The organism is uncultured Campylobacter sp. (assembly GCF_944323605.1).
GTDB lineage: Bacteria > Campylobacterota > Campylobacteria > Campylobacterales > Campylobacteraceae > Campylobacter_D.
Map to the genome: position 1 here is coordinate 1 of NZ_CALUTC010000002.1, position 13076 is coordinate 13076.

A 13076-nucleotide genomic window follows, 5' to 3' on the forward strand; every position below is an offset into this window, starting at 1 on the left:
GGAATTTCAAGGCATAGATTCTAACAATGGAAGCGGTGTGTGGAATATGGAGCAAAACGACCCCGACCCATTTATGCGCGAGCTAAACAAGCAAGGCTTACCTTATGTCGTGCTTGAAATAGATTCTAATGGAAATTCTAAGATGCTAGAGGACGGGAGAAATAAATGAATCTCTACGTCTTGACAGAGGAGCGACCAAAAGAGGAGGTTATAAAAGAAATTATACAAATATTTTTGCATGATAAGGGATATTGTGCTTTTGTAGATTCTCTAAAAATCATTCCTATTATAAAGAATGGATTATTTTGCTTTTATTATGAGATTTTGGGTATTTCTTGTAAAAGCATAGAGAAAATCTATCTTAAAATCGTGAGCGGCAATAGTAGCTTTGTTGATTATTTGGTATATTTTCAAGATAAAGAGCCAAATACTAGCGATATGCCATTATATGCTATTGAGGAAACCAAAACTGATGATAGCGAATCTCGCAATACGGGCGTATATCAGCGAATTACAAAATTTGTGTATATTTCGCATTTTTATCCAAACACAAAAAAGATTATGCTCTATAATATTAAAGTGAAGCAAAAAGAGAAACCAACTCAAACATCTATTTTTGGAACGAGAATCTTGCAAACACTTGGTGTTGAAATTGTAGGCAAGAATTTTAATCTTAATGACACAAGTTTGCAGCCCTTTAGTGATATAAAAGAGTTTATAGAATCTAAAAATGTAATGAGAAAGCCACCAAAAGGCAATGTACCTATTACAATAAAGGTATGTGATAGTGAAATATCTTGTGATAGCATTCCACGAGATACACACATATATACAATACCAGAAAATAAAGAAATAACAAAAATACAAATTTCTGCTAGACTTATTAAAAATAATCATTTAGCACACGACCCAAATATTGGTGCACTAAGTGGTATTTGTGCGACTTTAAGAAAACTTGGTTTTGATAAGAAAATAGAAATAATTTCACACGGCTTAGAACAAAAACATATTGGCAACAATAATAAATTTATCCAAATTGCAAATCTTTTAGATATAAGTTTGCAAGGATTAAAGATTCCAAAAATAGAAATAAACAAACAATATTGGCATTATGAGACAAATAGTGAGAAGCTAGCGACTATTTTTATTCATTTGGCTGTTACTTATTTTAGTAAAGGATATGGCATTTTTGAGAACCACGCGGGATGCGAAAAGGGTTATTTTCTCACACCCAATGGAGAGCATATAGCCTTAGAAAAATATGAAAATAAAGAAGCCTATAAAAGCGGGGATAAGAATGCTATTGCCTTTATTCCAGATTTGATTTTACTTGATGTAGAGCATTTAGAAATCATCAATATAGAGGGTAAAAAATATGATAATAAGGCTCAAGGCTTAAAAGAACTACAAAATTATGATTTTATAGAACAAGCTTATATCAAAAAATATTATCCACAATATACAATCATTAGGACATTGGTATTGTATGGTTCTAATGAGGAACATATAGTAGAAATAGAAGTTGGATTTTTACTTAATGCTAAAGGGAGAATGATTCTAGGTATAAAAGCCCCAAAAGTATTCATACAATCCCTTAGCAACCTAATAGCTTTTTGGAATCCAAAATGAAGCAAACACGATTTTTAAAATCACCCCTAAACTATATAGGCGGTAAATATAAGTTGCTCTCACAAATCATGCCCCTTTTTCCAACAAATATTAGTACCTTTGTAGATTTGTTTTGCGGCGGATGTAATGTAGCTATCAATGTAGAGGCAAAAAAGATTCTGTGTAATGATAATTTAATTTATCTTATTGAGCTGTTAGAATTTTTACAAAGCAATTCCATACAATCAACATTAGAACAAACACAAGAAACAATCAAAAAATATACACTAAACAAAACAAATGAAAATGGTTATTACGCATTAAGGAATGACTATAATAAGAAAAAATCCCCGATTTTTTTACTATGCCTTATAGCTTTTTGCTTTAATCATCAAATACGATTTAATAATTCTCATCACTTTAATAATCCTTTTGGTAAAAATAAATCAAGTTTTAATGATACTATGAAAAACAATCTTATAGCATTTATTAAAACTATACAAGAAAAAGAAATACATTTTTCAAAGCTTGATTTTACCAAAGCCTTAGAAAATATTCCTCAAAAGAGTTTTGTCTATGCTGACCCGCCTTACCTCATCACACAAAGCACATATAACGATGGTAAGAGGGGATTTAGTGGCTGGAATGAATATTTAGAACAAAAACTCTTGTATTCCCTTGATGAATTAAATTCTCAAAATATATATTTTGCTTTATCAAATGTGCTGTATCACAAGCAAAACGAAAACAAAATATTAAAAAAATGGATACAGAGTAGAAAATATACAATACACAACATAGATTCTCATTACACGAATGCAAACTATCAAACAAAATACAAAGATAAGAATCAAACGCAAGAAGTGTTGATTACAAATTACTAAAGAATGAAATATGAGATATATAGGTAACAAAGAAAAACTAATCCCGATAATCCACAAAATAATGCAAAAATATATAAACTTAGATTCTAATATGAGCTTTTTTGATGTGTTTGCTGGTAGTGCTAGTGTTGGAAAATATTTTAAGAAAGAGGGGTTTAAGGTTGCAAGTTGTGATTTAATGTATTTTTCTTATTGTCTGCAAAGAGCATATTTAGGTGATTGTCATTTAGCATTTGACAATTTAAAGCAATGCAATAAAAGTTTATTCAACAATGCGTATTTGAATGTTTTGGAATATTTAAATGAGCTTCAAGGCACAAATGGCTTTATTTATAAGAATTATGCACCAAGCGGTAGTAAAAAAACAGGGATAACTAGAATGTATTTTAGCGATAGCAATGCCAAAAAAATTGATTCCATAAGAATACAAATAGAAAAATGGAGATTAGATTTACGTGAGAATGAATATTATCTATTACTAGCTACACTCATAGAATCTGTATCGCTGTATGCTAATATAACAGGCGTATATGGTGCATTTTGTAAGCAGTGGGATAACAGAGCATTAAAGGATTTTAAATTAAAACCATTGAATCTTATTGAGGGGGTATCGGGAGAATGTTTTTGTGGAGATAGTTTTAATATATTAAACAATGGCAAATACTATGATATTTTATATCTTGACCCACCTTATAACCATAGACAATATGCACCAAATTATCATCTTTTAGAGACAATAGCCAAATATGATAATCCCAGCATAAAGGGTATAGCGGGATTAAGAGACTATGCTACACAAAAATCAAGATTCTGTAATGTTAAAACAGCGTTAAACGAGTTAGAAAAAATCGTGAATTTAAAAAAATATCGTTACCTTATCTTAAGCTATAATAGTGAAGGTCTTATGAAAAAAGAGGAAATTGATAGAATCTTAAAAAATATAGGCAAAGTTGAGCTTGAAGAGATTGTTTATCCACGTTTTAAAAGTCAATCAAAATCTCATCAAAGATACATTAAAGAGTATGTTTGGGTGGTGGAAAGGCAAACATCATAATAAAGATTTAAGGCTTTTAAGCATAAAATATGGAGCAAAATGACCCCGACCCATTTATGCAAGAGCTAAACAAACAAGGCTTACCTTATGTAGTGCTTGAAATAGATTCTAATGGAGATTCTAAAGTGCTAGAGGATGGACGGAGTAAAAAAAATACATTTTGATTACAAGGAGATATTATGCAACAACCAAAACCCATTAGTAGAAGATATGATGATATCATAAGAAATATTGAAAATGGTATCTATCAGATTCCAAAATTTCAAAGAGATTTTGTTTGGGATAAGAATAAAAGTGCAAAATTGATTGAAAGCTTACTAAAAGGCTATCCTATTGGAAGTTTTATTTTGTGGAAAACAAAAGAACGATTAAAATCGCTTAAAAAGCTCGGTGGAGAAATTTTAAAAGAGATTGAAGAAGGTGATTTTGTTTATTATATACTTGATGGACAGCAAAGAATCACTTCTTTATATCTAGCCATTAAAGGATTAACAATAGATAAAAATGACTACAAAGAAATATTTATAGACTTAGATAAGAATGTAGAAAATGACGATGATGTTTGCGTGTGTGATAAACCGCAAAAGACTATTAGTTTTTATGATTTGATGAATAGGGATATTTTGGAAATTAGCGATGAATTTGGCAGAGATATTGCTAATCAAGCTAATGAGCTAAGGAAACGAATAGAAAACTATGAATTTTCTACCATAGAGATTGAAAACCAGTCTTTAGATAAGATAGCAGATATTTTCACAAGAATCAACACAAGTGGTAAAGAGCTTACGCTTTTTGAAATTGTGAATGCAAAGATGTATACTGAAGCAACACAAAATCAAGAAGGCTTTGATTTAGAAGAAAAATTTGATATTCTTATTAAAGACTTGGAACGCAGTGGATATGAGTCTATCGCAGAAAATAAAAATATTATTTTGCAACTTATGGCATTGATTCTAAAAAAGAGTGCAAAAAGAGAGGCAATTTTGTCAATAGATAAACATAGCTTTATAGAAAAATGGGATTGTGTTGTAGAATGTCTAAAGCTTTCCATTGACAAGATTAGAGATTCTTTAAAGATCCCTGCTTCAAAGCTTTTACCATATTATGCTCTTATTATTCCTTTTGCATATTTTTATTATATTAACGATAAAAAACCGCCAACAAAAAAGCAACTCGAGAATCTACACATATATTTTTTTAGGGCAGCCTTTGGAGAAAGGTTTTCTTCTAGCACAGAATCAAAGCTTAATGAAGATATAAAACTTGTAGAAAAAATTTGCAAAAATGAAAAGATAGATTTCACAAAAGAGATTAATTGTGATGAATCTAAGAAACATTATGAAGAGAGGCTTAAAAGTGGATTTTCAACCTCTAGTGCTTGGTATAAGGCAGCATTATGCATTCTTGCTTATAAAGAGCCCAAAAAATTTAATGACAACTCATCTGTGAGACTTGATAATTCTTGGCTAAATATTGCAAGTTCCAAAAACTATCATCACTTTTTTCCAAAGGCATATTTGAAAAAGTTGAATAAATATGATGAAGATGAGATAAATTGCTTGGCTAATATTACTTTGGTTGATGATTATATAAATAAAAGAGTCATAAAAGACAAAGCTCCAAGCATTTATATAAAAGATTTTCTTAAAGATAATCCAGATCTAGAACAAAGCTTAGAAACGCACTATATTAATTTCAGTGATTTTGGTATATTAGATGATGATTACGATAAATTTTTAAATAAACGTGCTAGTGTATTGGCTGATGAGATTTTAAAGAGAATTAAATCATAATTTTAAACTGAAAGAATACGCAGATAAAATAAAGGTGTTTGCAAATCCCCTACCATTTATATATTCTTGGGGCGATTGTGCAGCGTATTTAGAAAAAACCAAAAAATATTTGCTAAAAAGAATGTAAGGCGGGTTTTCATAACAAGCTGTGAGAATCTTGACTATGGCGTAAAGAAATTTTTAGAGGAAAATGATGTGGAATACAAAATCATCACTTATATACCATAATTGTTACATTTAAATGAGTATAAAAATAAATAGCAAATTTACCTATGTTATAATATTTAATTAATTATAATCAAGATTCTAAAGTGCTAGAGGACGGGAGAAAGTGAAATGAGATTCTAAACTTTACATAGCAAAGCTTGCAATGACTATATGAAGACTCTTTAGAGATTCTAGAATCCTTAGATATTTCGCTACGCTCAATATGACGTATTTACAGAATCTAGAATCTAGCAAAAAAGCACAAAAAAAGCTAAAAAATGTAAAAATTGCATAAGCAAAAACAATAATATAAGCAAAACTATTAAGGAAGTAAGGATATGGACTACAAACAAGCCTTTTTATCACAGCTAGAAAATAGCTATCTTGGTGTGCAGATACAAGATGCAAAAGATTTGTTCTCGCAAGATTCACTATCAAAGCAAACCCTTAAAAAGAGTGGCTTTATCAATTTATTGCAAATGAAATCAAAATATTTTGGGCATATTAAGAATCTTTTAGAGAAAGAAAAGCTAAACCATTCAATCTATACTAAGCTCTATAATTTCTTTTCAAGCTATCTCAACGAGACAGGCACACCCTTTTTCTACGATACGCCGATGCATAAAAACATCTATGCCAAAGTCTATACTAATTCAAAAGACACAAGCCTTTTTTATAAAACCCAAAATCTCTACTATGTCAAATCCGACACGCTCTACCATGATGCAGAGATTACAAGCCAAGATTCCAAATACACTTTCATCTTTGACACAAGCCATTTTATCCCAAATGCCGATAATGCCAAAAACAAGGTTATTTTTAAATTTGCAATAGAGGAAAATATAAGAATCTATGTGCTAAATGATAAAGAAAGCCTAAAAGAGCTCCCTAATGTTTTTAAACAAAATAGCAGTGATTTAAGTGATGAATTTATCAAATCCCTAAAAGATAAGAAAATACAGCTACAAGAAGAAGAAATAAAAAAGATTCTAAGCTCTTATAAAAGGCAAAATGAAATAGACTTCTTTATCCATAAAAACGCAAGAGCCTTTTTACAAGAGCAGTTTAATCTATGGCTATGTAACTATGTGCTAGATGATATTACGCAGTGGCGACAAGAGAAAATTGAAGAGTTAAATACTCTTAAAAAAGTAGCCTTTAGCATTATTGATTACATAGCGGATTTTGAAGATGAGCTAAAAGCTATTTGGTGTAAGCCAAAGTTTGCTAAGAAAGTGGAGTATGTCTTTAGCCTTGATAGGATAGATTCTGCCTTATTAGATTCTGTCATCAACGATGAGGGCTTTAAGGCGCAAATCAAAGAATGGCAGGAGCTAAAGCTAGTAGATGAATATTTTGAAATCAAAAATATTAGTGATGAAAAGTATAAATTTCTACCCCTTGATACCAAGCATTTTAGTAAAACGACAAAATACAAGATTCTAAGCTCTTTTAAGGATATAGAATCTACCCTCAATGGTGAGCTGATAAAAAGTGATAATTTTCAAGCTCTCAATACCTTGCTGCCAAAGTATCAAAACAAGGTAGATTTAATCTACATCGACCCACCGTATAACACAGGCAATGACGGCTTTATCTATACTGACAAATTTAACCATTCTTCATGGCTTACGATGATGAATAATCGCCTAGATCTAGCAAAAGAATTTCTAAAAAATAGCGGAAGTATTTTTATAAGTATTGATGATAACGAACAAGCAAGGCTTAAGATTCTATGTGATGAAATGTTTGGAGAAGAAAATTTTGTGGCGAATATTGTTTGGCAAAAGAAAAAAGGTGGTGGAGGCAGTGATTCTGAATTTTTTCAAAAAGAACATGAATATATTGTTTGTTATCAAAATCGAGAATGGAAAATTAATAATTTATTGGGAGAGCATGATGAAAATTTTTTTAATAAAAATATTAATGGGAAAAAAGCAAAAATTAGAAAACTAGAAAAAGATGGAGATAATGCCCTTAGGATTGATAGACCAAGTCTTTATTATGCGATTAAAGATCCAAATGGAAATGATTTTTATCCTATCGCTCCAAATGGAGCGGATGGACGTTGGCGAAAAAAACCTGAAAACTTAGATAGGGAACATATTTTTTGGCAAAAAGATTCTAAAGGGAGATTAACGCCTTATGAAGTGATTTATTTTGATGAAATTCTAGATAAGACAAAAATAATAAAAACACGCACAATTTTTACAGAATTTGGCACTACAACAGATGCGACAAAAGAGATTCAAGCTTTATTTCAAAATAAAATTTTTGACACCCCAAAACCCGAAAAACTTTTAAAAAGAATTTGTGATATAGGTAGCAATCAAGATTCTGTTATTTTAGATTTTTTTGCGGGTAGTGGCACGACAATCGCTACAGCTCATAAATTAGGGCGTAAATGGCTTGGTGTGGAAATGGGAGAGCATTTTTATAAAGTCATTATTCCTAGAATGAAAAAGGTCATCGGTGGTTTTGTAAGTGGGATTAGCAAAGAAGTAGAATTTAAAGGTGGCGGGGCTTTTAGGTATTATGAGCTAGAAAGCTATGAGGAAAGTTTAAGTAACTGCGAGTATGTGCTAGATAAAGATTCAATCATTGACTACCGCAAATCAAGAAAACTCATAAAAGCCCTAAACAAAGGCGAGGCCATAAGCTTAGATATGAATGGATATAGAGAGGGCTTTGATATACTGCATACTATGGCAAATGTTTTGGGGCTAAGGATACAAAGACTCTTTTTAGATTCTAAAGGCATAGAATGCGTAGAATTTGACAATGGCGATAGAGTATCTAGTGATAGCGTGGATTTATGCAAATACCCAAAGCTAACAAATCTTATCTGGTGGGAGAGGTAAGAAATGGAGCTGTTATTGTCCATTTTTTATTTGGTTTATGTTGCAATGGCATTAACGCCACTCATTATAATATTTGTATTAGGAAAAGACTTTGGAACAACGACTGTTTATCAATTTGTGATTCCAAATAATATTTTATGCGTTTTATGTATTATATTTGTTGCTTTGATACTTTCTTACTTGTATATTTATTGTATCAAAAAATATAACCAAAATACACAAAGTGAGCAAATGGAATGTAGCGAAATTGAGATTGCCGAGCCTAAATATATACCCATTTACATAACATATTTTGTTATTGCGGTAAGCATTAATGATTTTATGATTTTTTGTTGTGTGTTTATTTTAATATATCTATTGATTTTAAAGGGTAAATTCTCATATTTTAACCCCTATATTTTATTTTCATACCATTTTTACGAAGTGTCTATAAGTGCAAATGACAATAAATATGCTAAATATAAAGTTTTCTTAATTTCTAAACAAAAGATAAAAAATATAAAAACACATAACAATTTAATAAGACTAAATGATTTTACATATTTAGATAAAGGAGAAAAAAATGAATAAGAAAAATATTTATGGAAAGGCAAAAAATCAATTTTACAAAATAGCTGAACACTCACTAGAAAATGTATGGGATTACGAATTAGAATTAAGTAAAGAGGTTGATTTTGTCAAGCAAGGTGGTGGAAATTATAAGCTTGATGAAAATGAGGTATTTTTTATACAAACACAAGATGAGAATTTGCAAGATTATTTAAATCATATGACAAATACAAACTCTTGTAATTCTATAACAAAAAATGCTTTAAAGAATTTAGAAACTTTATATCTTTTTGAAACAAAAGCTAACAAGATTCATCTTTATATTCAAAGGATAATGCCTGCAGCTAGGATTGAAAAAACTTATTTATCGTGGAAGCCAGATATTAAATTAGCCCATATAGAAACAAAACTTAACGTAATTATTAAAAATAATACAGATATTTATTGGAATCAAGAGAAGCAAAAAATATATTTTTATAAATTTGTTGATTTAGAAAGAGTATTTCCTAATTTTTCTAAATATTATAGAGAAGCTACCAAAGAGGATATACAGACTTTTAAAGATAAGCAAAAATACCCTTTTTTACAAGTTAATATTGCAAATTTTGAAAAGATGCCAAAAACTAAGTTAAAAACTATCGCAATGATTGTAGATGAGTTAGAAAGAGTTAAAGAAAATATTGATGATTATAAAGGATATGCTAATAAATACAAAAAAAATTTTATTAAAGATGATAAATTTGAAATCAATAATACAAATGATATAGAGCATTTAGCTGATATAGTTTTTAGAAAAATTTATACGACCGAAGTAGGTGATGAAGAAATTAGGAGAGCTAATTCATTTAAGGTATTGGAAAAATGAATGCAAATTCTATGCAAAACAACCTAATCCTCTACACCACACGAGATAAAAAGATTAGAGTCGAGCTTTATGAGCTTGGTGATAGTGTGTATTTAAATCAAGAAAGTTTAGCTAAACTTTTTCTAAAGAAGCTTTGCTTTGACACCTCAAAGCAAAATATAACTATGCACATTAAAAATATCCTAAAAGAAGTGGAGTTGCAAGAAATTTCAGTTGTAAAGGAATACTTGACAACTGCAAGTGATAAGAAACAATACAATGTAAATTCTATCCTAAAAGATGAAAAGAATCTAGAAGAAACCTATAAAGTCCTAAAGGAAAGGTAATGGCAAAGGCAAAGCAAACAGCAGACATAAAAAAACATTTGCTTTTAAGTGAAATATGCAACAACAAAAGAGTGCAATATAAAGAAAGCTATGAAAACTATGATTTAAAAAGCTTTAGTGCGGATATTGCTTTGCAAGATTATCAAATAGCAAGTTTGCAAAGTGCCCTTATAGCCTTAGACTTATATATGTGCTATAAAGATTCTGATTATATAAAAACTAGAGGCGAAAAGCTTTATAGAATCTATAAAGAACAATACAAAGATTGTAAGCTAGAAAAAGAGGAGATTAACCGTGCGTCCTTTTGGATGGCGACAGGCAGTGGCAAAAGCATAGTGATGATAAAGCTACTTTCACTCTTGGGTAAGGCTATAAGAGAGAAAAAGATTCCAAATAAGCCCATAATGCTACTTGCTCCAAATGATACGATTTTAGCACAATTTAAAGACAATGTAGCAAAATACAATAATCACAATACAGATTTCATCACCCTCAAAGAGCTTAGAGAATATGAGAGTGCAACACAGGGTGCTTTGTTTGGAGAGACTACCGTTTTTATAGCAAGGAGCGATTTGCTAGATAGTGCGGATAATGTAGGCAAGGATAAGGGTGCAAAGAGGCTTGATTACAAAAACTACTGCAATAATGAGGGCTGGTATATCTTGCTAGATGAAGCTCATAGGGGAGATAGCAAAGAATCTATTAGAAAATACTATATCAATGAAATAGCTTGCGGGGATAGACTTAAGGACTATGAGGGCTACTCTTATAATGGCTACTCTAGGGGCTTTATTTTTAATTTTTCAGCGACTTTTAGCGATGAGCTAGATTTTTTTACTTGTGCTTTTAATTATAATTTAGAAAAGTTTAATAACGATGGATATGGCAAGAATATCGCTGTGCTAGATTCCAATCTCAAATCTTTTAGCAAAGAAAATAGTGAGAATGAAAGAATGATAAGAATCATCGAGGGCTTTATACTTTTTAGTGCTATCAAACAAAGTAAAAAGGAGTTATTGCGTAAGGCTAGGGACTTTGGTATCTCAAATATACAATATCATAATCCTTTAATCATCGCAGTATCTGATAAGGTCAATACCCAAGATGCTGGGATAAAGCTGTATTTTAAAGCGATACTACAGATTCTAAAAGAAGATAAAGATATACAAGAAATAGCTCAAAATCTTTATGAAAAACTAAAAAATCAAGAGCTGTATTTTGCAAAAGATGTCTTAAACGATGAGTTTTTAGAATATGTGAAAAATACAGATTCTAAAAATGTGAGGGAAAATGTCTTTTACGCGAGTGAGCCCTCACACCTAGAGTGTTTTAGAGCAAATGAAAAAGAGTTAGCTTTTAAGAGTAAGAATGCTAATGAGCCCTTTATGCTACTTAATATCGCAGAGGCTAAAAAATGGGAGAAAGAGCATTTATTAGAGCTTGGTGTGGAAAGCTTTAAGGATTTGCAAAAGAGTTATTTTAAAAACATTAATAATAATGATTCTAGCATTAATATTATGCTTGGAAGCAAAGTCTTTAGCGAAGGCTGGGATAGCAACCGCGTGAATCTTATCTATTTTATCAACATTGGCAGCAAAAATGCGAAAAAATATGTCTTGCAAACTATCGGCAGGGGTGTTAGAATCGAGCCTTTTTCTAATGTGCGAAAGAGAATGCGATATTGTGATATACACGAGTATAGCACAAAGCAGATTCTAAGCCCTCTTGCTTGTGGGCTAGAAACTTTGTTTATCTTAGCGAGTGATAATGAGGCTATTAAATATATTTTAGAAGAGATTGAAAGCTTCATTACTCAATATCCACTAAAAGGCTTTAAAAAGACAAATACTCTAAGCCCTCTTCCTACTCCAAAATATAAAAATACAGAATCTAAAGAGAGAAGATATAAAATTGGTAAAAAGGAATCAGAGGAGCTAAAAGAATACATACAAAGCTTTGATGAAGATGTCTTAACTCTTAGCAAATGCGTGATACACAGAGAATGTAGCTATGACACGCTAAGGGAAATTAAAGATTTTTTAGACGATAAAAGCGAGAGAATTATCCAATACGGGGATTTTCAAGAATTTGATAAAAATAAGACTTTTAGCCATATTCATAGAATCTTAAATGTTAGAAACAAAGAGCTTAAAGAATTTGTAGATTTAAGCGATGAAATCAATCATTATCAAAGCTTTAAAACCACTTTGGGAGAAAGTTTTGCAAATGAGATAAATGGGATTATAAAAACTCTCAATGTGTATAAAGCCTTAAAAACAAGAGAGGATTTGCAAAAAGAGGGAGTAGCAGAGGAATATATCCCAGCTATTTTAGAATCTGAAGCTAAAAAACAAAGCGGGATTGTAGATTCTTACACAATCAGTGCAAAACTAAGAGAGCATTACTATAATCCGCTTATTATCTGTAATAAAAGCGATAGAGATTCTAAGATAAATTTTGCAATTAATGAGGAGAGTGAAAAGGAGTTTTTACAAGATTTAGAGGAATTTTTACAAAGAGATTCTAAAGGGCTTATGAAATACGAATGGTGCTTTTCTAAACTTGTAGAAAATATCGATACTCTGTATATCCCATATTTTGATAGCGAGGCACAAAGCGAAAGGAAGTTTTATCCAGATTTCATATTTTGGTTTAAAAGTAAAGAAAATGGAGAATATACAATTCTTTTTATCGACCCAAAAGGGCTTACAAGAGAAGCAAATCCAAGAGATAAAATAAAAGGCTTTGAAGCGATATTTAAGGATAAGGAATTTTTATATAGAGGTAAAAAGATTCAAACCTATCTTTTTTATTATAATAAAAATGTGGGGGAATTTATAGGCTTTGAAAAATACAAAAAGAGTAGCATAAAAGAAATTATTGATGAGATAGTGGGTTAATGTGGCTTTTTAAGTGTAAAAATTAGGAA

Annotated in this window: 10 protein-coding genes and 1 pseudogene; all 11 read left to right on the forward strand. The window is 30.7% G+C overall.

Going from position 1 to position 13076, the window contains the following annotated elements; all coding sequences use genetic code 11:
• A pseudogene (locus Q0J35_RS09005) lies at positions 1 to 169 on the forward strand (saccharopine dehydrogenase family protein); the annotation flags it as partial.
• On the forward strand, positions 166 to 1629 hold the full coding sequence (locus tag Q0J35_RS01725; RefSeq protein WP_297192826.1) for a hypothetical protein: 1464 nt from the start codon (positions 166 to 168) through the stop codon (positions 1627 to 1629). The pseudogene Q0J35_RS09005 and the gene Q0J35_RS01725, both read left to right, overlap by 4 nt.
• On the forward strand, positions 1626 to 2492 hold the full coding sequence (locus Q0J35_RS01730) for a Dam family site-specific DNA-(adenine-N6)-methyltransferase (protein ID WP_297192827.1): 867 nt from the start codon (positions 1626 to 1628) through the stop codon (positions 2490 to 2492). The genes Q0J35_RS01725 and Q0J35_RS01730 overlap by 4 nt, the downstream gene beginning before the upstream one ends.
• 10 nt (positions 2493 to 2502) lie before the next feature.
• Positions 2503 to 3546, forward strand: a complete 1044-nt coding sequence (locus tag Q0J35_RS01735) for a DNA adenine methylase (RefSeq protein ID WP_297192828.1) — start codon at positions 2503 to 2505, stop codon at positions 3544 to 3546.
• A gap of 29 nt (positions 3547 to 3575) precedes the next feature.
• Positions 3576 to 3710, forward strand: coding sequence for a hypothetical protein (locus Q0J35_RS01740; protein WP_297192829.1), 135 nt, complete (start codon positions 3576 to 3578; stop codon positions 3708 to 3710).
• A gap of 15 nt (positions 3711 to 3725) precedes the next feature.
• Complete coding sequence (locus Q0J35_RS01745) at positions 3726 to 5339, forward strand: DUF262 domain-containing protein (protein WP_297192830.1); 1614 nt, start codon at positions 3726 to 3728, stop codon at positions 5337 to 5339.
• 545 nt (positions 5340 to 5884) lie between these two features.
• Positions 5885 to 8407, forward strand: a complete 2523-nt coding sequence (locus tag Q0J35_RS01750; protein ID WP_297192831.1) for a site-specific DNA-methyltransferase — start codon at positions 5885 to 5887, stop codon at positions 8405 to 8407.
• 3 nt (positions 8408 to 8410) lie between these two features.
• A complete protein-coding gene (locus Q0J35_RS01755) occupies positions 8411 to 8977 on the forward strand; it encodes a hypothetical protein (RefSeq protein ID WP_297192832.1) in 567 nt (188 codons plus the stop codon).
• The gene (locus tag Q0J35_RS01760) at positions 8970 to 9821 is read left to right on the forward strand and encodes a hypothetical protein (protein ID WP_297192833.1); all 852 of its coding nucleotides are present in this window, start codon (positions 8970 to 8972) and stop codon (positions 9819 to 9821) included. Before Q0J35_RS01755 ends, Q0J35_RS01760 begins: the two co-directional genes overlap by 8 nt.
• Positions 9818 to 10147, forward strand: coding sequence for a hypothetical protein (locus Q0J35_RS01765; protein WP_297192834.1), 330 nt, complete (start codon positions 9818 to 9820; stop codon positions 10145 to 10147). The genes Q0J35_RS01760 and Q0J35_RS01765 overlap by 4 nt, the downstream gene beginning before the upstream one ends.
• Positions 10147 to 13047 carry a DEAD/DEAH box helicase family protein gene (locus tag Q0J35_RS01770; RefSeq protein WP_297192835.1) on the forward strand — a complete coding sequence of 967 codons (2901 nt, stop codon included), beginning with the start codon at positions 10147 to 10149 and terminating at the stop codon, positions 13045 to 13047. Before Q0J35_RS01765 ends, Q0J35_RS01770 begins: the two co-directional genes overlap by 1 nt.
• Positions 13048 to 13076: the final 29 nt, after the last annotated feature.

Excerpts from the sequence above, each read along its gene's own strand:
- Q0J35_RS01725 (WP_297192826.1), top strand. The coding sequence starts at position 166 with ATGAATCTCTACGTCTTGACAGAGGAGCGACCAAAAGAGGAGGTTATA.
- Q0J35_RS01730 (WP_297192827.1), top strand. The coding sequence starts at position 1,626 with ATGAAGCAAACACGATTTTTAAAATCACCCCTAAACTATATAGGCGGT.
- Q0J35_RS01735 (WP_297192828.1), top strand. The coding sequence starts at position 2,503 with ATGAGATATATAGGTAACAAAGAAAAACTAATCCCGATAATCCACAAA.
- Q0J35_RS01740 (WP_297192829.1), top strand. The coding sequence starts at position 3,576 with ATGGAGCAAAATGACCCCGACCCATTTATGCAAGAGCTAAACAAACAA.
- Q0J35_RS01745 (WP_297192830.1), top strand. The coding sequence starts at position 3,726 with ATGCAACAACCAAAACCCATTAGTAGAAGATATGATGATATCATAAGA.
- Q0J35_RS01750 (WP_297192831.1), top strand. The coding sequence starts at position 5,885 with ATGGACTACAAACAAGCCTTTTTATCACAGCTAGAAAATAGCTATCTT.
- Q0J35_RS01755 (WP_297192832.1), top strand. The coding sequence starts at position 8,411 with ATGGAGCTGTTATTGTCCATTTTTTATTTGGTTTATGTTGCAATGGCA.
- Q0J35_RS01760 (WP_297192833.1), top strand. The coding sequence starts at position 8,970 with ATGAATAAGAAAAATATTTATGGAAAGGCAAAAAATCAATTTTACAAA.
- Q0J35_RS01765 (WP_297192834.1), top strand. The coding sequence starts at position 9,818 with ATGAATGCAAATTCTATGCAAAACAACCTAATCCTCTACACCACACGA.
- Q0J35_RS01770 (WP_297192835.1), top strand. The coding sequence starts at position 10,147 with ATGGCAAAGGCAAAGCAAACAGCAGACATAAAAAAACATTTGCTTTTA.